The organism is Pseudomonas sp. TH07, from assembly GCF_016651285.1.
Classification (GTDB): Bacteria; Pseudomonadota; Gammaproteobacteria; order Pseudomonadales; family Pseudomonadaceae; genus Aquipseudomonas.
Genome location: NZ_JAEKED010000001.1, coordinates 294,286 through 311,490, shown reverse-complemented (window position 1 = coordinate 311,490; position 17,205 = coordinate 294,286). Strand labels below are relative to the sequence as shown.

Below are 17,205 nucleotides of genomic sequence, written 5' to 3'. Positions count from 1 at the left end.
CTGCGCTGCCCATCGATCGCCCACAAAAAAGCCCCGTGAAGGGGCTTTTCTATTGCAGCGGGCGCGGTTACTGCTGCTGTGCGCTGTAGCCTTCAAAGGCGGTCTGCTGCTGGATCGCGGTCACGATGCCTTTACGGGTGGCCGGCTGTTCGTTGCCGTCCTTGTCGAGGAAGGTCTCGCTTTCCAGCTCGGCTTCATCGCCTTCGCCGACAAAGCTGAAACCCAGGAACTCAAAGGCTTCACGGTCGACGTTGGCCTTGGAGCGCGGGCGCATCGGCAGGGTGACGCTGATGCCGTCCTTGCTGATGGCGAACACTTCCATTTCTTTCTTGGCCCGTGCGGCCTTGCCCTTGCCGCCGCTCGGGTTGCTGATGGCCTGGTGGGTCTGGTTCAGCACCTTGAGGGCCAGGCTGTAGACCAGCTCCTGGAAGCTCGGGTCGTCCTTATAGCTGGACAGGATGCGGCTGATCGGGAAGCGTGCGCTGAGGTCTTCCAGGGCGCTGGCGTCGGCGGCCTCGGCGTCCTTGAGCTGCTTGAGCTCACCCATCAGCTCGTAGGCCTTGTCGTCGTCAAAACGGTCGTGGGCCTGGCGAATCGCGGTGCGCAGCTCACGAATCTGATCACTCTCTTTCGAGCTGTGAAAGGCGTCGAGGACCATCTCGCTGATGGTCTTGGCCTGGGCCACATGCTGGGAAAGATTGATCGCGTTTTCGTATTCAACCTTGCTGGACAAGGCGATCACGGATTCTTCGGTGTTGGAGTCAGGCATTGAAAATCCACTACTTCGTTTAACCAGGTTTGAGGCGTGAAAAGCCCGCGGGCATTTTCAGGTCGCCTAATCTATTGGACCCGGGCGGTGTTGTCACGGCTGAACAGGCCCCTTGGGGCAAAGGATGATGGATCCGATCCCGAATTTAATGGGCCATCATCGACCCCCGTCGGCCCCAAAACCCGTAGATGGGCCCAGGAGTTCATCGATGACCGCCATAAACGCCTCGACCAACTGGCTGCGGCCTTGCTTGCGAGTCAGCATCAGCAGTTGCGCGGTGGCGTCGGGGTCGGTCAGCGGGCGGTAGACCACGCCTTTCTTGGCCAGGGTCCGGGTGCATTCGGGCACCAGGGCCACGCCCTGGCCGGCCGCCACCAGGGCGATGATCGAGGTGATCTGGCGCCCGGCCGGGCCCGGTGTCAGCGCCAAGCCATTGCGCTGGTATAGCTGCTCGATGGCCTCGTTGAGCCCGGAGCCGTAGTCGGCGGGAAACAGAATCAACGGCTGCGCGCTGAGTTGCGCCAGGCTCACCTGCTCCAGGCTGGCCAACGGGTCATCGCTGCTGAGGGCGGCCACCAGCGGCTCGTCGCCCAGGGACAGGGCCTGCACCTGGGTCTGTCCATGGGGTGGGGTCAGGCGGCTCAGGCCGATATCGATGCGGCCGTCGACAATCTGCGACCACTGGCTGCCCGAGGCGCCTTCCACCAAGGTCAGTTGCACCGCGGGAAAGCGCTGGGCGAAGGCCTGGATTGCCTGGCTGAAGATATCCGACAGGGCGACCGAACTGGCGTAGCCCAGGGACAGTTGCCCGGCCGAGCCCACGCTCAGCTTGCGGGCGATGACTTCGGCCAGGTCGACCTGCTCCAGCACCGCACGGGCATACGGCAGGAAGTAACGGCCCTGGGCGGTGAGGGTCACGGTGCGGCTGGTGCGGTCGAACAGGCGAAAGCCCAGCTCGGTCTCCAGGGCGGAAATCTGCCGGGTCAGGGGCGGTTGGGCGAGGTGCAGGCGCAGGGCCGCGCGGCCGAAGTGCAGCTCTTCGGCGACCGTCAAAAAGTAACGCAACCTGCGTAGGTCGAGCATCCTGATCCTTAGGTATTGATCGGTCCGAAATCGGTATTGGTTTGCAACCTGTCGCGCATTCTATAAAGGCCCTTCGTCATAAAACGAGCGGTTTCATGAATTCGCGCCTGCATTGTGCACGCATCGCCCTGTTTCTGTGTGGCTGTGCGGCCTTCCTCAACCTGTACGCCACCCAAAGCATCCTCCAGGAATTTGCCCAGGGTTTTCAGGTGAGTGTCCGCGAGGCCGGCTGGAGCATCACCGTCACCACCCTCGGCGTGGCCATCACCGCCCCCTTTGTCAGTCGCTTTACCGGTCGTTTCGAGCAGCGCTCGGTGATTGTCGGCGCCTCCTTGCTCCTGGCCCTGCCTGCCGTACTCGCGGCCTATGCCGGCAGCTTTACCGAGCTGCTGGTCTGGCGCTTTGCCGAAGGCATGCTGATTCCGGTGGTGTTCGCCACCAGCGTGGCCTACATCGGCGATCGCTGGAGTGGCGGCAGCGTCACCGAAGTGACCAGCCTGTATGTGGCGGGCACCGTGCTCGGCGGCTTTGCCGGGCGTTTTGTCACTGGGGTCGTCACCGAGTACGCCGGCTGGCGGGAAGCCTTCGAGCTGCTGGCCGCCGCGAGCCTGTTGATCGGCTTGGCGATCGGCGTGCTGCTGCCGCCCAATCCGCGCCCGCTGACCAAGGTCGCGCCCAGTCGCCTGCTGGCGGTACGCGAGCTGTACAGCAAGCCGCTGCTGGCCGCCTACGGGGTGGGCTTTTGTGTGCTGTTTTCGCAAGTGGCGACCTTTACCTACGCCGGGCTCTACCTCAGCCAGGCGCCGTTTGAGCTGGGCACCGCGGCCCTGGGCGCAATCTATGCGGTGTTCCTGCTGGCCCTGGTGGTGATCCCGATCGCCGGGCGCCTGAGCAAATCGCGACCGCAATCTGAGCTGCTGGTGGGCGCGGCGCTGCTGGGTGTCTGCGGTTCGGCCCTGACCCTGCTGCCGTCGTTGTGGCTGATCGTGCTCGGCCTGGCCTTGAGCTCCACCGGGGTCTTCCTGGCCCAGGCTGCCGCCAACTCCTTTACCACCGCCACCGCCCGCCACAACAAGGCCGGCGCGGTGGGGCTGTACCTGACCTGTTACTACCTGGGCGGCAGCTTCGGCGCCGTCGTCCCGGCCATGATCTGGAGCCGCTTCGGCTGGCCCGGCTGCGTGGCGCTGATCATCGGCTTCCAGTTGCTGTCGCTGATGATCGCGGTCAGTGGCTGGAAGCCCGGAACAACCGCAACACCGGTCGCTCGCGATGCCAATGGACGTGGCTCGACCGGGCCCATTCCCCAACCCGATTCATCATCCAATAAGGAATATGTGAGGTGACCATGAGTAACGTACTGACCCAACAAAGTCAGTTGTTGAAGATCGTTGAACCGGTCTTGAACGATATGCCAGCCAGTGTCTTGAAACATGCCCTGTTCGAGGCGTTCTGGAGTGAAGAAAGTGCACTCGTGGATATCGAAAATGCCTTTGAAAAACTCACCTCGCGCCATCAGTCACCGGCCGCGCTGAGGACCTTTTTCGCCAGTTGGTCGAAGACCAACAACTCGGCCACCAGCGTCTCCGGCCTGGCCAATCGCATCACCTTGCTGGCGCGCTCGGAACAGGGCTCCGAAGCCGCCGAAATGCTCTATCGGGCCTGCGGCAGCCTGCAACGCATCACCGACGAGGACCTGGGCGCCCTGGGCAACACCTTGCACTCGGACCTGTTCTACAACATGGCCACGCCGATCTGTGGCGATGACCAGTGGCTGCTCAAGGAAAACTGCCTGCCGTCGGCGCAGTCGTTCAAGGACTGGACCGACGCCCGCCGCCTGCGCGATCGCGACCTGCTGCAAGGGCTGCTGACCACGCTGATCCATGAGGTCTACACCCATGGCGAAGTGGAATTCATCCACCCGCTGTACAAGCAGTGGTTCGTTCGCGACATGGGCGTGCCGGCGGAAAGGGCCCGTGCCACCGTGGCCTGGGTCACGGTGCACACCGGCGGCACCGAGAGCAATCACTTCGCCCATGCGGTGGCGGCAGTGAACGAGTTTGTCGACGCCATGCAGATTCAGATCGACCCGGAAGCCGCGAAGGAAATCTTCGCCGAGTACCTGCGCCGCAAATCCAGCGTGATGTGGGACTGCGCTCAAGTCTTGCAATGATGGGGTAACACCGCCGACTGATGTCAGGCGCTTTTGCCGGGAGTCCTCGCTGGGGGGACTGCCGGCTTTTTTTTGCCCGCCGAAAAGCCCTCGTGGTTGCCGGGTTCAGCCTTGCGCCCGCGTGGCCTTGTGCTGCGCCGTGGCGAGGTCCACCGGCAAGCTGAAGCGAAAGCTGGCGCCACGCCCGGGCAGGTCGATCAGGCGGATTTCCAGGCCGTGCAATTGCAGGATGCGGTGCACGATGCGCAGGCCCAGGCCGCCATCGCGACGTGCCCCACCGATGGTAAAGGGGCGCAGAAACAGCCCTTCGCGCAGGTCGGCGGCGATGCCCGGGCCGCTGTCGCTGAGGGTCACCTCCACCATCGGCCCCTGGGGCACCAGGCCGATCTCGATCTCGCCGCCTTCCGGCGTATGGCGCAGGGCGTTGTCGAAGAGGTTGGTCAGCACCCGCTCGATCAGGCCGAGGTCGGCGCAGACCGCGCCGACGTTGGGCGCGAAGCTGGCCTTGAGCTGCACATGGCGCGCCTCGGCGCTGAGTTCGAACTTCTGGAAGATGTCCTGTACCAGGTCGGTCAGGGGGAAGCGTTCGAGCACCGGCTGCACAAAGCCGTGCTCCAGTCGCACCAGCTCCAGCAGCGACTGCGCCAGGCCACCGACCTTGCGGCTCTGGTCGAGGGCGATGCCCAGGTAGCGCCGGCGTTCTTCGGGGGCCAGGCTGGCGTCCTTCAGTTGCAGGGTTTCGAGGTAGCCGTGCAGCGACGCCAGGGGCGTGCGCAGGTCATGGGAAATATTGGCCACCAGCTCGCGCCGCTCCTGGTCCTGGCGGGTGAGGGAGCGCCACTGCTCGCTGAGACGGCTCTGCATGTGGCGGAAGGTGGCGTCGAGCACGGCGATTTCATCGCGGCCCTCGGCGGGCAGCGGTGGGGGCGTGTCCGTGGCCGGGGCGCTGGGGGCGCCATCGATGTCGAACTGGCTGACGGTGTCAGTCAGCTTGCGCAACGGTCGGGTGATCAGGGCAAAGGCCGCCAGCCCGGCGATCAGGCACAGCAGGGCCACCAGGCCGATCGACCATAAGGCGATGTTCAAGGCTGCGCTGGTGGCGCCGCGTTCGGCGAAGCGGTCGTGCTCTTCGCTCAGCAGCACCACGTACAGGTAGCCGGCCGGCTGGCCGTTGACCTTCAGCGGGGCGGCGCTGAACACCTTGCGCCCATCGAGGCTGCGCGGGTCATCGCCCAGAATCGGCAGCGCCGCGCCCTCCAGCAGGCGCTGTACCGGTGCCAGGTCCACCTGTTCCCGGCGCAGGCGGCCCTCGGGGGCGGCATTGCCGACGATCCGTCCCGTGGGGTCGAGCAGGTACACCTCGACACTGGGGTTGACCAGCATCAACTGGCTGAACAGCTCGCGCAGGGCACCGGGCATCAGGCCGTTGGCATCCATCAACTGTGTGTCGCGGGCGATGTGCTGGGCCAGGTCGCGGGACAGGCCCTGCACCACCTCCAGCTCATGCATCTGGTTGGCGCGCACCTGGAGCCATGCCGAGGTGCCGCAGCACACCAGCAACAGCAGGGCGAAGACCAGGGACAGGCGCTGGGTCAGGGTCAGTTTCATGCGGGCTCCTGGCTCGCGGCGAATTTATAGCCGCGCCCCCACACCGTGAGGATGCGCGTCGGTTGCGCCGGGTCGCTTTCGATCTTCGCCCGCAGCCGGTTGATATGGGTATTGACCGTGTGCTCGTAGCCATCATGGCTGTAGCCCCACACTGCGTTGAGCAGGTCCATGCGCGAGAACACCTTGCCCGGCTGGCGCGCGAAAAAGTACAGCAGGTCGAACTCGCGCGGCGTCAGGTCCAGGCGTCGGCCGTCGAGCGCCACGTCGCGGGTCAGCGGGTCGATGGCCAAGCCGTCCAGGGCCAGACTGCCGGCGTCCATCTTCAGGTTGCGCGCCATGGCATCGACCCGGCGCAGCAGGGCCTTGACCCGCGCCACCAGCTCGAGCATGGAAAACGGCTTGGCCAGGTAGTCGTCGGCCCCCAGCTCCAGGCCGAGGATGCGGTGCATTTCGCTGGCGCGGGCGCTGGTGATGATGATCGGGGTGTAGCGGGTCATGGCGCGGGCGCGGCGGCAGATTTCCAGGCCGTCGACCCCGGGCAGCATCAGGTCGAGGATCAACGCATCCCAGCCGCCTTGTTCCAGCAGGCGCAGGCCCTGATTGCCGTCGGCGCTGTGCACCACCTCGAACTGCTCGTCACGCAGGTGCAAGACGATCAGGTCGGCGATGTGGGTGTCGTCCTCGACCACCAGGACGCGTTTGGGCTGTTCCATCGGTACTCCGGGCCTCGCTGCGTAAGGCGCTTATTGTGCGGGGTTTGCGCGCCTCGAGTTATCACGAATTGTTTAACTGTGCGTGAGGATTTGGCGACCACCTCAAGCCTAGGCTGTGTTGAACGCGAACCACGGTGATTTTTCGGGAGAGGCTCATGTTTTCACGGCGACAGTTTCTGCGGGTAGGTGGCAGCCTCGGTGCAGCGGCCCTGGCCATTGGGGTCCTGCCCCGGTTGGTCGGCAGCCCGGTGCTGATCAGCGAGGCCCGGGCGGATGAGGTGTTCGAGGTCAGCCACAGCGACAGCGAATGGCGCACCCTGCTCAGCGCCGAGCAGTACCAGGTGCTGCGCGAGGAGGGCACCGAGCGCGCCTACAGCAGCCCGCTGAATGACGAACACCGTGACGGCACCTTCAGGTGTGCCGGCTGCGCCCTGGAGCTGTTCTCTTCCCGCACCAAGTTCGACAGCCGCACCGGCTGGCCGAGCTTCTGGGCGCCCCTGGAGCAGGCCGTGGCGACCCGCAGCGACCGAAGCTTCGGCATGCAGCGCAACGAAGTGCATTGCCGACGCTGCGGCGGGCACCTGGGGCACGTCTTCGACGACGGCCCGCGGCCCACGGGCCTGCGTTACTGCATGAACGGCGTGGCAATGAATTTCGCGCCGCACGCGGCGTGAACCCGGGACACATTCTTCTACTCACTGAAAAAAGGTCGTCGCCATGTGGCTGCTACTTCTCGCTTATCTCGGCGGTGTGCTGACTATCGTCAGCCCGTGCATTCTGCCGGTATTGCCCTTTGTCTTCGCCCGCACCGGGCAGCCGTTTGTGCGCAGTGGCCTGCCGCTGCTGGTGGGGATGGCCCTGACATTCGCCCTGGTCGCCACCCTGGCGGCGGTGGGCGGGAGTTGGGTGGTGCACGTCAATCAGTACGGGCGTTGGCTCGCATTGCTGTGCGTTGCGCTGTTCGGGCTGACGCTGCTGCTGCCGCACTTGGCCGAACGCTTGACCCGGCCCCTGGTGGCAGCCGGCAGCCGGCTGTCGCAAGCCGCGGGCAACGATGCCCGGCCACGGCCTGGGGCGTCGTTGCTGATTGGTGTTGCCACAGGCCTGCTCTGGGCGCCGTGTGCGGGGCCGATTCTCGGCTTGCTGCTGACCGGCGCGGCCCTGCAGGGGGCGAACCTGGGCACCAGCCTGTTACTGCTGGCCTATGCGGCCGGTGCCGCCACCTCGTTGGCCGTGGCCCTGTTGCTGGGCGGCAAGGTCTACGCCGCGATGAAGCGCACGATCGGCGCCGGTGAATGGCTGCGCCGCGGCCTGGGCGCCGCGATGCTGGTCGGGGTTGCGGCCATCGCCCTGGGCCTGGACACCGGGATTCTGGCGCAAGTCTCCACGGCCTCCACCGGCAGCCTGGAGCAGGCACTGGTTGGGCGCCTGGCGGGCAAATCGGCGAACGGCGGCGGGGCGATGATGGCGCAAAACCTGCCACCCAGGGACGCTGGCGGCGGCAGCATGATGGCCGCCGGTGGCGCGATGAAAGCGACCGCCAAGGATCCCGCGCTGCCCATCGAGGGCCAGTTGCCGGCGCTCGACGGTGCGGTGCAATGGCTGAACTCGCCGCCCCTGGATGCGCAAGCCTTGAAGGGCAAAGTGGTGCTGGTGGATTTCTGGACCTACTCCTGCATCAACTGCCTGCGGACCCTGCCGTATGTCAAAGCCTGGGCCGAGAAATACCGCGACCAGGGGCTGGTGGTGATTGGCGTGCACGCGCCGGAGTTCGCCTTCGAACGCGATGTCGGCAACGTCACCAAAGCCATGAAAAACCTCGGCATCACCTACCCGGTGGCGATCGACAACGATTACCGGATCTGGCGCGCGTTCAACAATGAATACTGGCCGGCCCACTACTTTGCCGACGCCCAGGGGCGGATCCGCTATCACCACTTCGGCGAGGGCGACTATGCCGAGTCGGAACGGGTGATCCAGCAGCTGTTGCGTGAAGCCGGCAACGGCAACGTCAGCGGCGGCCTGATCCAGGCCGATGCCCGGGGCGTGCAGCAGGCACCCGACATGAGCACGGTGGCTTCGCCGGAAACCTACGTCGGCTATCAACGCTCCGAGCATTTTGTGCCCGAGGCGAGCCTGGCTCCCGACACGGTGGCGGCCTACCAGGCCCCCGCCAGCCTGACCCTGAACGACTGGGGCCTGAACGGCCAGTGGCAAGTGGGCGCCGAACGCGCGGTGGCTTCGGCCTCCGGGGCGGGGATTGTCTATCGCTTCCATGCCCGTGACCTGCACCTGGTGCTCGGCCCGGGCGCCGACGGCAAGCCGGTGCGCTTCAAGGTGACGATCGATGGCCAGGCCCCGGGCGCGGCCCACGGTGTCGACGTCGCCCCGGATGGCAGCGGCAGCGTCACCGAACAGCGTTTGTACCAACTGCTGCGCCAGCCGGGTGCGGTGGGCGATCGCACTTTCAGCATTGAATTTCTCGACCCGGGTGTCTCGGCCTACGCCTTCACTTTCGGTTGAGCCGCCGTACCTTTCTGTCAGGAGTCATGCGCCATGCACACCTCTTTCAAACGCTTGTTACTGGGCCTGGCCATGGTCGGGGTAGTCGGCCAGTGTTGGGCTTTTTCCTTTGGCCGCAGTGAAGAACCGGTGGTCATCGCGGCCCCGGCCCTGGATGAAAGCACCCAGGCCCACAGCGAAACCGCAGTCTTTGCCGGGGGCTGTTTCTGGGGCGTGCAGGGGGTATTCCAGCATGTGAAAGGGGTGCAGCGCGCGGTTTCGGGTTATGCCGGGGGCGCGGCCGATACCGCCCGGTACGAACGGGTCAGCGACGGTGATACCGGGCATGCCGAATCGGTGCAGGTGACCTTCGACCCGACCCAGGTCAGCTACGGCAGCCTGTTGCAGATTTACTTTTCAGTGGCTCACGACCCCACCGAACTCGACCGCCAGGGCCCGGACAGCGGCACGCAGTACCGATCGGCGCTGTTTGTGCAAAGCCCTGAGCAACAACGGGTGGCCCAGGCCTATATCGCCCAGCTCGACGCGGCCCATGTGTTCGGCAAGCCCATCGTCACCCGGCTGGAGCACGACAAAGGCTTCTACCCAGCCGAGGACTACCATCAGGACTTCCTCACTGAGCATCCGGCGTACCCCTATATCGTGGTCAACGACCTGCCCAAGGTTGCCCACCTGAAACAGCTGTACCCGCAGCGCTACCAGGAGCAGCCAGTGCTGGTCAAAGGCGGTTCCTGACCCGTCGCTGGCCGCTAGGGTATTTGCGGCCAGGTGTCGGTGATGTCCAGCCAGCAGGCTTTGGAGTCGACGTGGATATGCTGCTGGCGCCCTGCTACTAACTCGCTGTCGAGGGTCCCCAGGGCCACCGAGACCCAGTCCGGGAAGTCGCCGGCGCTGTTCGACCAGAACAGGCTTGAACCGCACACCCCGCAGAATTCGCGAAGCACCGTCGGTGATGAGCGATAGGCGCGCAGCTGGTCCTGGCCGCCGAGCCATTCAAGGGCCGCGCGCCGCACGCTGCCGTAGGAGGCAAAGGCGGCGCCGTGGGATTTGCGGCACTGGCCACAGTGGCAGTGGCTGACCGCCTTGATCGCCTGGTGCAGGCGATAGCGCACGGCGCCGCACAGGCAGCTGCCGTCGTAGCAGGGAAGCTCGGACATTGGGTTCATAGGCTCGCAGGGCTGATAACAGTGACGGCGCACATCATATGGCGTTTGCCACCCGGTGTACCTTACTCTCCCCGAGCCCGGCTCCAGGTCAACCCGCACTCAAGGAACGAGTCATGAACCGCACGCTCTGTATCGCCACCAGCCTTTCGATCATTGCTTCGTCCCTGGGCGGGCGCGCAATGTCGGTGATCGCTATGCCAGCCTGAGCAGTGATGCCTGCCAGGCCCCGCGCGGTGAACCGGCCGGGAGTTACACCTATGGCCTGGACGCCAAGCTGGAACGCGCCGAGGCGCCCAAGGCGAAACGCAGCCTGGGCGACAAGTTCGACGATGCCTACATCGGCGCCTGGACCACGGTGTTCGTGATTGCCCTGTTGCCCCTGGTGCTGATCGGCCTGGCGGTGGACAAGGCCACCGATTGAGCCTTGATCAGTAGAGCCACTTGCGCACCAGGCTCTCGCCATAGCGGGCACCGAGCAGCGCTTCGCCGGTGTCATCGTCGTCATGGACCTCAGCCAGGCAGCGCAGCATCAGGGCGTCGAGGTAGTCCTGGGTTGAATCGAAAAACCGCGTCAGGGCCGGCTCGGTGTCATGGTCAAAGTAGTAGACCGCCCCGTCCTGGCGGTGGAAACAGAACATATTGCCGTTGCCCAGGTAATCCCCAAACGCGACCAGGGCCTCGACCAGCGGCAGGTCCAGGTTGTCTTCATAGATATCGGTGATGCCGGGATAGGCCGCCAGCAGCGGCTGGATGCACACCGGGCCGTGCTGCACGCTGCACAGGGTTTCGGCCAGGGACAGCGCCCCCAGTTGCAGGTGGTACTGACGCAGGGGCGCGGGCAGGGCGCAGCCCAGTTGCTGCTCCAGCGCCTGGATGGCGCCTTCAGCGACCGGTGTCAGGGTGGGGGCCGAGACATGGCCCTCCCACAGGGCGGCGTAAGCCTTGATCACGGCCTGATACCAGGCCAGGCGCGCCTGCGGATCGAGCAGCGCCGGCCATGCCAAGGCCGGGCAATCGGCAGGTGGCCAGGTGTCGGAGGTGTTATCGAGGTCGGACATGGGGCTTCCTTGCGCGGTGGCGGTGGGTGGGGCAGGGATTATGCAGGATGTCGCGGGCGTTCCATGGCGATGTTCGAGCGGGCAAACCCCAGTTTTTCGAAGAACGCTTCGGCACCGGGACGGCCGGCGCGCAATACCCAGGTGATCTGCGGGTCGTCGCCCATGATCTGCTGCACCAGCCCACGGCCGATGCCTTGGCCCCGGTGTTCGCTGGCGACCACCACCATCGACAGGTAACCATTGGACAGACCGTCGCTGATGCCACGGGCAAAACCGACCACCTGTCCATCCTTGAACGCCACGGCAGTGTGCTGGGAGTGGGCGATCAATTGCGCAAAGTGCGAGGGCGACCCGATGCGGTGGCCCCAGCCATTGGCCCCGAGAAACAGCCGTACGGTTTCGATTTCCTCAGGGAGGATCGGGTGGATTTGCATGTGTTTACTCCTGGCCACGGCCTTGCCTAACGTCAGCGGCCCACCTTAGCGGGGGAGGCCTGTTCTGTGAACTGCGGCTTTATCGGCGGCTGAAGACGGTGGAACTTCCGGCCAGGCCCGCAGCCCAATTGCTGCATGGCACCCGCTTGTGGCGGGTGGCCCGGGCGGTTTTTCACCCCGTAGGGTTCTGCTATGGTGGCCGCCTCTTCAACGGATGAGTATCGAGACCGCTTATGGCTTACGCCCCTCACTCGCGCTCCGGCGGGATGTTCTCCAGCCTGTTGATCACCCTGATCGGCGCCGGCCTGCTGTTGATCGCCGGCAAGGTCGCCAGCGACCGTTATGACTTTGTCTCCGAGGCGAAAGTGGCCCAGGGCCTGGTCAGCGAACTGAACGCGGGCGGCGCGCACCCGCAGATCGACTTCACCAGCATCGCTGGCGAGAAAATTTCCTGCCCCCAGGGCGGTTTTATCTTCGGTTACCAGATCGGCCAGCCGGTGCGGGTCCTGTATTCCCCCGAGCGTCCGGCCAATAGCGCGATCATCGATGACCCCTGGGCCCTGTGGGCCACGCCGGTTGTGATCGGTGGCCTGGGCCTGCTGTTTGTGATCTGCGGCGTGCCGGGGCTGATCAGGCGCAAGCCCCGGCGCGTCACACGGGGCAGCCTGCTCAAGGGCCTCTGACCTACGCCAGGCCGGCGAGGCAGGCCTCAAGGATATCCAACCCTTCTTCGAGCACTTCGGGCTCGATGGTCAAGGGCGCCAGCAAGCGAATGATGTGCCGCGCCTTGCCGCTGGGCATCAACAGCAGGCCGGCCTCGCGGGCGCTGGCCAGCAGCGCGCTCAGTTGCTCGGGCGCCGGTGCGCCCTGAGGGGTGACCAACTCGATACCGCGCATGGCGCCGACCCCGGTCAGGCGTCCCAGGTAAGGCGAAATTTTCTGCGCCTGCCAGCGCTGGTAGCGCTCGACAATCGCCTGCTCCTGGCGCTCACCCCATAGTTGCAGGCGTTCATCGCTCATCTCGTCCAGAGTGGCCAGGGCCGCCGCGCAGGCCAGTGGGTTGCCGGAGTAGGTGCCGCCCAGGCCGCCCTTGGGCAGGTTGTCCAGCAGCTCGCGGCGCCCGACCACCGCCCCCAGGGGCATGCCACCACCAATGCTTTTGCCGAGGAGGATCAGGTCCGGCTCGATGCCCAGGCGCGAGAAGGCGAAACGCTGCCCGGTGCGGCCGAATCCGGACTGGATTTCATCGACGATCAACACAATCCCATGCTGGTCGCAGAAGCGTCGCAAGGCCCGGGCGAATTCCGCATCCAGGGCCAGGAAGCCGCCTTCGCCCTGGACCGGCTCGACGATGAAACAGGCGACGTCGGCCACATCGATTTCCACGCTGAACAGCCGCTCCATGGCCTTGAGGGCCTCGGCGCAGCTGACGCCGTTGTCCTTGCTGGGGAAGGGCAGGTGATACACCGGGCCCGGCAGCACCCCAACCTTCTGCTTGTAGGGCGCGACCTTGCCGTTGAGGTTGAGGGTGGCCAGGGTGCGGCCGTGGAAGCCGCCGTCGAAAGCGATCATCGCCGTGCGCCCAGTGGCGCCGCGCACGATTTTCAGGGCGTTCTCCGCCGCTTCCGCACCGCTGTTGGTGAGCATGCCGCTGACCGGGTAACCCACGGGGATAAAGTCTGCCAGGCGCTGCATAAAGTCGATGTAGGGACCGTGGGGGGCGGCGTTGAACGCGTAATGGGTGAGTTTGCCTGCCTGCTCCCGGATCGCCGCCACTACCCGCGGGTTGCAGTGCCCCAGGTTGAGCACGCCAATGCCGCCGACAAAATCGATGTAGCGCTTGCCGTCGCCATCCCAGACCTCGGCATTTTTGCCGTGGCTGAGAAGGATCGGATGGACGATGGAAATCGAACGGCTGATGGTCTCGCTGCTCATGCTGAGGGGCTCTGGTTGCCTGGAACGTGGCGCTATCTAAGCCAACAGCCGGTGCTTGCCGCAAACGAAATAAAGTCGCCGGGTCAGTATGAAATTTCCGAATGTGTGGCCGCATCCCGCGCCACGTCTTCGACTATCCAGTCGAGGAAGGCCTTGACCTTGGGGATCTGCGCGGTGTGTTCGGCGTGGGCGACAAAGTGCGCGCCGCTGCTGGGCAAGGGGTAGTCCCAGGGAATCACCAGGGTGCCCTGGGCCAGTTCGTCGGCCACCAGGTACCGCGGGATCAGCGCTACGCCATAACCGCATTGGGCCGCGCGGATGCACATGTAAAAAGTGTCGAAGCGCGGCCCGTGATAGCTGTTCTGCGAATGCAGGCCCTGGGCCAGGAACCATTGGTGCCAGGCCTCGGGGCGTGAGGTGCATTGCAGCAGGGTGTGCTGCGCCGATGGCGAACTGTGCTCGGCGACAAAGTCCGGGGCGCACACCGGCACCACGGCTTCGCGAAACAGTTCGATGCAGGTCGCTCCCGGCCACGATCCCTGGCCGTAGAAAAAGGCGATATCGGCCTTGGCCTGCAACACATCGAAGGGCTCCAGCTCGTTGCGGATCTCCAGGTGAATGCGTGGGTGGCGCAGGGCGAAATGCTTGAGCCTGGGCACCAGCCAGCGGTCGCCGAAGGTCGGCTGGGTGGCGATCCGCAGCACTTCGGTTTCGCCGCCATAGGTCTGGATGTAGCGGCTGGAAATGTCGACCTGGGTCAGGATCTTGTGCACCTCGGCCAGGTACAGCGAACCGGCCGGGGTCAGGAACAGACGCTGGCGTACCCGCTCGAACAGGTTCTGGCAGAGCATCTCCTCGAGTTGCGCCACCTGCTTGCTCACCGCGCTCTGAGTCAGGTGCAGCTCCTCGGCGGCGCGGGTGAAACTCAGGTGGCGGGCGGCGGCTTCGAAGCATTGCAGGGCTGTCATGGAGGGGGTCAGGCGTTTGGAAATCACAGGCTGTCCTGGTGCGGGGGGCGGGAGTTCATTCCGGGGCGGAACGGGCTGTTGCCGAAACATCGTTTGTTCAACCGGCGGCAACCGACTAATACTGGCCGGCCTCGAAGATTTCAAGCCTTATCCGGTTTGAAGGATGAGCACCGCACCACCCTTGCGCGCTTGCGGGCACGCGACGAGCCACAGCGCCGTTGCGGCCGGTGAACCTACCCGGCTCAGGACTTACGTGCCGAACAAGAAGAAAAATGGAGATGTTGCATGAACCCAGTTAAATCCACCCTCGCATTGTTCGCCGCTGCCGCCTTGCTCGGCGCCACGGCCACCGCCCAGGCGGGGGCGACCCTCGACGGCATCCACAAGAAAGGTTTTATCCAGTGCGGCGTCAGTGACGGCCTGCCGGGGTTCGGCGTGCCGGATGCCCAGGGCAAGATGGTCGGTCTCGACGTCGACGTGTGCCACGCCGTGGCTGCCGCCGTGTTTGGCGATGCCTCGAAAGTGAAGTTCAGCCAGCTCACGGCCAAGGAGCGTTTCACCGCGTTGCAGGCCGGCGAGATCGACGTTCTTTCGCGCAACACCACCTGGAGCAGCTCGCGGGATGCCGGCATGGGCCTGGTATTCACTGGCGTGACCTACTACGACGGCATCGGTTTCCTGATCAACAACAAGTTGGGGGTCACCAGCGCCAAGGAACTGGATGGCGCCACCGTGTGCCTGCAGGCCGGAACCACCACCGAGCTCAACGTGGCCGATTACTTTCGCGCCAACGGCCTGAAATTCACCCCCATCACTTTCGACACCGCCGATGAAAGCGCCAAGGGCCTGGAGGCCGGGCGCTGCGACGTGCTGACCACCGACCAGTCCGGGCTCTATGCCCAGCGCCTGAAAATGGCCACCCCGGACGACTTTATCGTGCTCCCGGAAATCATCTCCAAGGAACCCCTCGGCCCCCTGGTCCGGCGCGGCGACGCTGAGTGGTTCAGCATCGTCAAGTGGACCCTGTTCGCCATGCTCAACGCCGAGGAAATGGGCATCACCTCGGCCAACGTCGAAGCCCAGGCCACGTCCACCCAGAACCCGGACGTCGCCCGCTTGCTGGGGGCTGATGGCGAGTACGGCAAGGACCTGAAACTGCCCCGCGACTGGGTGGTGCAGATCGTCAAACAGGTGGGTAACTACAGCGAAGTCTTCGAGCGCAACGTGGGGCAGGGCAGCCGCCTGAAAATCAAGCGCGGGCTCAATGCGCTGTGGAACAACGGCGGGATTCAGTACGCACCGCCGGTGCGCTGAGGTCCGGTGCGTGCCCGTCCGCCCAGGCGGTCGGGTGCGCCGTGGTGCCAGGCTCAGGCCGCCTGCCGAGCCTTGGCCTTGGCCCGCCGGTGGCGAATCAGCGCCGCGGCGACAAACAGCAGCACCACCCCGATAAAGATGGGCAAACGATAGGGTTTGAGATTGCCCAGAAAATGTTCCAGCGCCTCACCGGCCCAGTACCCGGCCGTGACGAACAGCGTGGCCCAGACCGCAGCGCCGAGCATGTTCAACAGGGTGAAGCGCCACGGTGACAGCCGGCTGGCGCCGATCACCATCGGCCCGACCAGACGCATGCCGTACAGGAATCGCACCGCAAACACCGAGGTCGAGGGGTAGCGCTCGATCAAGCCCTGGACCCGCTCGATCGCCGCCTGGTGCCGCTTGAGCTTGGGCAACAGGCGCGCGCCGAAGTAGCGCCCGCTCCAGAACAGCATCTGGTCCCCCAGCATCCCGCCGACACTGGCCCAGGCAATCACCGGCCACAGTTTCAGCACCTGCTGGTGCGCCGCCATGCCGCCCAGAATCAACACCGTTTCGCCCTCCAGCAGGCAACCGATAAACACCACCCAGTAACCGTATGTGGCGAGGAGGGCGTTGAGGTCGAGGTGTTCAAACATGAGGGACAGGCCTTGTGGTCAATCAGCGATGGTCAGAAAAGTGAGTGGTTGGCGGTGGGGGAAGTTCCCGGTTTTTTGGCCAGGGTCGACGTGGGAGTGAAGAGTCCGAGGTCGTTTATTTTGGGATATGTCTTTGACATATACATTGCGATATCTACACTGGATATACCTTAGATATATCCCTCGGAGTGTTTATGGAACAAGGGTCGGTATTTAAAAGTAACCGCAGTCAGGCGATACGCATGCCCAAGGCGGCAGCTCTGCCGGAGGATGTTACTCGGGTGGATATTGTCAGCATTGGACGCAGTCGAATTATTACCCCAGCCGGCGAGTCTTGGGACAGTTGGTTTGATGAAGATAGCGTCAGCGATGATTTCATGAGTGACAGGGATCAGCCTGCCGAACAGATACGTGAGTCCTTCTGATGCTCAAGTACATGCTTGATACCAACATTTGTATCTTCACCATCAAAAACAAACCGCAGCAGGTTCGTGAGGCGTTCAGCCGGCAGCATGGTCGCCTGTGCATCAGCTCAGTGACCTTGATGGAACTGATTTACGGTGCCGAGAAGTCAGCGGCCCCTGAGAAAAATCTGAATGTGGTCGAGGGATTTTCTGCGCGGCTTGATGTGCTGGACTATGACGACGAGGCGGCGATTCATACCGGTCAGCTTCGCGCAGAACTGGCCAGGCTGGGTCAGCCTATCGGTCCTTACGATCAACTGATTGCAGGTCATGCGCGCTCCCAGGGGCTGATTCTAGTGACCAATAATCTGCGTGAGTTCCAACGGGTTCCTGGGTTGCGCGTGGAAGACTGGGTCTGATGC

Annotated in this window: 20 protein-coding genes; 10 read left to right on the top strand and 10 right to left on the bottom strand. The window is 64.4% G+C overall.

All coding sequences use genetic code 11. The annotated features are described in order from the left end of the window. Window positions 1-67 precede the first annotated feature (67 nt). Both JFU57_RS01510 and JFU57_RS01505 read right to left on the bottom strand, forming a co-directional pair. Complete coding sequence (locus tag JFU57_RS01510) at window positions 68-769, bottom strand: hypothetical protein (RefSeq protein ID WP_020297513.1); 702 nt, start codon at window positions 767-769, stop codon at window positions 68-70. Window positions 770-925: 156 nt separating this feature from the next. Further along, on the bottom strand, window positions 926-1,852 hold the full coding sequence (locus JFU57_RS01505; RefSeq protein ID WP_078472375.1) for a LysR family transcriptional regulator: 927 nt from the start codon (window positions 1,850-1,852) through the stop codon (window positions 926-928). A gap of 95 nt (window positions 1,853-1,947) precedes the next feature. Between JFU57_RS01505 and JFU57_RS01500 the strand changes: the two genes are divergently transcribed. Both JFU57_RS01500 and JFU57_RS01495 read left to right on the top strand, forming a co-directional pair. Beyond that, window positions 1,948-3,195 (top strand): MFS transporter, encoded by a 1,248-nt coding sequence (locus JFU57_RS01500; protein WP_201127804.1) that lies wholly within the window; start codon window positions 1,948-1,950, stop codon window positions 3,193-3,195. 2 nt (window positions 3,196-3,197) lie between these two features. Next, a complete protein-coding gene (locus JFU57_RS01495) occupies window positions 3,198-4,022 on the top strand; it encodes a hypothetical protein (RefSeq protein ID WP_078472373.1) in 825 nt (274 codons plus the stop codon). 105 nt (window positions 4,023-4,127) lie between these two features. On the opposite strand, the gene JFU57_RS01490 is transcribed toward JFU57_RS01495, so the two are convergent. Next, the gene (locus tag JFU57_RS01490; protein ID WP_201127802.1) at window positions 4,128-5,630 is read right to left on the bottom strand and encodes a sensor histidine kinase; all 1,503 of its coding nucleotides are present in this window, start codon (window positions 5,628-5,630) and stop codon (window positions 4,128-4,130) included. Then, on the bottom strand, window positions 5,627-6,343 hold the full coding sequence (locus tag JFU57_RS01485) for a response regulator transcription factor (RefSeq protein WP_078472371.1): 717 nt from the start codon (window positions 6,341-6,343) through the stop codon (window positions 5,627-5,629). The genes JFU57_RS01490 and JFU57_RS01485 overlap by 4 nt, the downstream gene beginning before the upstream one ends. 155 nt (window positions 6,344-6,498) lie before the next feature. Here JFU57_RS01485 and msrB point away from each other — a divergent pair, with 155 nt between their 5' ends. Genes msrB through msrA form a run of 3 tightly spaced genes read left to right on the top strand, consistent with a single transcriptional unit; the run spans window position 6,499 to window position 9,601 of the window. Next, window positions 6,499-7,017, top strand: a complete 519-nt coding sequence (gene msrB, locus JFU57_RS01480) for a peptide-methionine (R)-S-oxide reductase MsrB (protein ID WP_078472370.1) — start codon at window positions 6,499-6,501, stop codon at window positions 7,015-7,017. Between the two features lie 43 nt (window positions 7,018-7,060). Then, entirely contained in the window at window positions 7,061-8,866 is a 1,806-nt protein-coding gene (locus tag JFU57_RS01475; RefSeq protein ID WP_201127800.1) for a cytochrome c biogenesis protein DipZ, read from the top strand. 33 nt (window positions 8,867-8,899) lie between these two features. Then, window positions 8,900-9,601: a peptide-methionine (S)-S-oxide reductase MsrA gene (gene msrA, locus JFU57_RS01470; RefSeq protein WP_201127798.1), complete on the top strand. Its 702-nt coding sequence runs from the start codon at window positions 8,900-8,902 to the stop codon at window positions 9,599-9,601. A 14-nt stretch (window positions 9,602-9,615) separates the two neighbouring features. On the opposite strand, the gene JFU57_RS01465 is transcribed toward msrA, so the two are convergent. Next, window positions 9,616-10,023 (bottom strand): GFA family protein, encoded by a 408-nt coding sequence (locus tag JFU57_RS01465; protein WP_201127796.1) that lies wholly within the window; start codon window positions 10,021-10,023, stop codon window positions 9,616-9,618. Window positions 10,024-10,087: 64 nt separating this feature from the next. Here JFU57_RS01465 and JFU57_RS01460 point away from each other — a divergent pair, with 64 nt between their 5' ends. Continuing rightward, window positions 10,088-10,453 (top strand): hypothetical protein, encoded by a 366-nt coding sequence (locus JFU57_RS01460; RefSeq protein ID WP_201127795.1) that lies wholly within the window; start codon window positions 10,088-10,090, stop codon window positions 10,451-10,453. A 7-nt stretch (window positions 10,454-10,460) separates the two neighbouring features. Here the strand turns inward: JFU57_RS01460 and JFU57_RS01455 are convergent, their stop codons facing one another. Then, the gene (locus tag JFU57_RS01455) at window positions 10,461-11,090 is read right to left on the bottom strand and encodes an SMI1/KNR4 family protein (protein ID WP_201127794.1); all 630 of its coding nucleotides are present in this window, start codon (window positions 11,088-11,090) and stop codon (window positions 10,461-10,463) included. A 38-nt stretch (window positions 11,091-11,128) separates the two neighbouring features. Beyond that, a complete protein-coding gene (locus tag JFU57_RS01450; protein WP_201127793.1) occupies window positions 11,129-11,524 on the bottom strand; it encodes a GNAT family N-acetyltransferase in 396 nt (131 codons plus the stop codon). Between the two features lie 233 nt (window positions 11,525-11,757). Between JFU57_RS01450 and JFU57_RS01445 the strand changes: the two genes are divergently transcribed. Then, window positions 11,758-12,207: a DUF3592 domain-containing protein gene (locus JFU57_RS01445; RefSeq protein WP_201127792.1), complete on the top strand. Its 450-nt coding sequence runs from the start codon at window positions 11,758-11,760 to the stop codon at window positions 12,205-12,207. Between the two features lies 1 nt (window position 12,208). Here JFU57_RS01445 and JFU57_RS01440 read toward each other — a convergent pair whose 3' ends face one another. Together JFU57_RS01440 and JFU57_RS01435 are read right to left on the bottom strand one after the other, a co-directional pair. After that, window positions 12,209-13,459: a 2-aminoadipate transaminase gene (locus tag JFU57_RS01440; RefSeq protein ID WP_201127791.1), complete on the bottom strand. Its 1,251-nt coding sequence runs from the start codon at window positions 13,457-13,459 to the stop codon at window positions 12,209-12,211. A gap of 83 nt (window positions 13,460-13,542) precedes the next feature. Continuing rightward, window positions 13,543-14,451 (bottom strand): LysR substrate-binding domain-containing protein, encoded by a 909-nt coding sequence (locus JFU57_RS01435; protein WP_201132065.1) that lies wholly within the window; start codon window positions 14,449-14,451, stop codon window positions 13,543-13,545. 261 nt (window positions 14,452-14,712) lie between these two features. Between JFU57_RS01435 and JFU57_RS01430 the strand changes: the two genes are divergently transcribed. Then, window positions 14,713-15,741, top strand: a complete 1,029-nt coding sequence (locus tag JFU57_RS01430) for an amino acid ABC transporter substrate-binding protein (protein WP_201127789.1) — start codon at window positions 14,713-14,715, stop codon at window positions 15,739-15,741. Window positions 15,742-15,794: 53 nt separating this feature from the next. Here the strand turns inward: JFU57_RS01430 and JFU57_RS01425 are convergent, their stop codons facing one another. Next, window positions 15,795-16,379: a DedA family protein gene (locus JFU57_RS01425; RefSeq protein WP_201127787.1), complete on the bottom strand. Its 585-nt coding sequence runs from the start codon at window positions 16,377-16,379 to the stop codon at window positions 15,795-15,797. A 194-nt stretch (window positions 16,380-16,573) separates the two neighbouring features. On the opposite strand from JFU57_RS01425, the gene vapB reads away from it, so the two are divergent. Both vapB and vapC read left to right on the top strand, forming a co-directional pair. Beyond that, entirely contained in the window at window positions 16,574-16,804 is a 231-nt protein-coding gene (gene vapB / locus JFU57_RS01420) for a type II toxin-antitoxin system VapB family antitoxin (protein ID WP_043229907.1), read from the top strand. Beyond that, window positions 16,804-17,202, top strand: coding sequence for a type II toxin-antitoxin system tRNA(fMet)-specific endonuclease VapC (gene vapC / locus JFU57_RS01415; RefSeq protein ID WP_020298420.1), 399 nt, complete (start codon window positions 16,804-16,806; stop codon window positions 17,200-17,202). Before vapB ends, vapC begins: the two co-directional genes overlap by 1 nt. Window positions 17,203-17,205 lie beyond the last annotated feature (3 nt).

Coding starts and splice junctions, on each gene's coding strand:
- JFU57_RS01510 (WP_020297513.1), bottom strand. CDS start 769: ATGCCTGACTCCAACACCGAAGAATCCGTGATCGCCTTGTCCAGCAAG.
- JFU57_RS01505 (WP_078472375.1), bottom strand. CDS start 1,852: ATGCTCGACCTACGCAGGTTGCGTTACTTTTTGACGGTCGCCGAAGAG.
- JFU57_RS01500 (WP_201127804.1), top strand. CDS start 1,948: ATGAATTCGCGCCTGCATTGTGCACGCATCGCCCTGTTTCTGTGTGGC.
- JFU57_RS01495 (WP_078472373.1), top strand. CDS start 3,198: ATGAGTAACGTACTGACCCAACAAAGTCAGTTGTTGAAGATCGTTGAA.
- JFU57_RS01490 (WP_201127802.1), bottom strand. CDS start 5,630: ATGAAACTGACCCTGACCCAGCGCCTGTCCCTGGTCTTCGCCCTGCTG.
- JFU57_RS01485 (WP_078472371.1), bottom strand. CDS start 6,343: ATGGAACAGCCCAAACGCGTCCTGGTGGTCGAGGACGACACCCACATC.
- msrB (WP_078472370.1), top strand. CDS start 6,499: ATGTTTTCACGGCGACAGTTTCTGCGGGTAGGTGGCAGCCTCGGTGCA.
- JFU57_RS01475 (WP_201127800.1), top strand. CDS start 7,061: ATGTGGCTGCTACTTCTCGCTTATCTCGGCGGTGTGCTGACTATCGTC.
- msrA (WP_201127798.1), top strand. CDS start 8,900: ATGCACACCTCTTTCAAACGCTTGTTACTGGGCCTGGCCATGGTCGGG.
- JFU57_RS01465 (WP_201127796.1), bottom strand. CDS start 10,023: ATGTCCGAGCTTCCCTGCTACGACGGCAGCTGCCTGTGCGGCGCCGTG.
- JFU57_RS01455 (WP_201127794.1), bottom strand. CDS start 11,090: ATGTCCGACCTCGATAACACCTCCGACACCTGGCCACCTGCCGATTGC.
- JFU57_RS01450 (WP_201127793.1), bottom strand. CDS start 11,524: ATGCAAATCCACCCGATCCTCCCTGAGGAAATCGAAACCGTACGGCTG.
- JFU57_RS01445 (WP_201127792.1), top strand. CDS start 11,758: ATGGCTTACGCCCCTCACTCGCGCTCCGGCGGGATGTTCTCCAGCCTG.
- JFU57_RS01440 (WP_201127791.1), bottom strand. CDS start 13,459: ATGAGCAGCGAGACCATCAGCCGTTCGATTTCCATCGTCCATCCGATC.
- JFU57_RS01430 (WP_201127789.1), top strand. CDS start 14,713: ATGAACCCAGTTAAATCCACCCTCGCATTGTTCGCCGCTGCCGCCTTG.
- JFU57_RS01425 (WP_201127787.1), bottom strand. CDS start 16,379: ATGTTTGAACACCTCGACCTCAACGCCCTCCTCGCCACATACGGTTAC.
- vapB (WP_043229907.1), top strand. CDS start 16,574: ATGGAACAAGGGTCGGTATTTAAAAGTAACCGCAGTCAGGCGATACGC.
- vapC (WP_020298420.1), top strand. CDS start 16,804: ATGCTCAAGTACATGCTTGATACCAACATTTGTATCTTCACCATCAAA.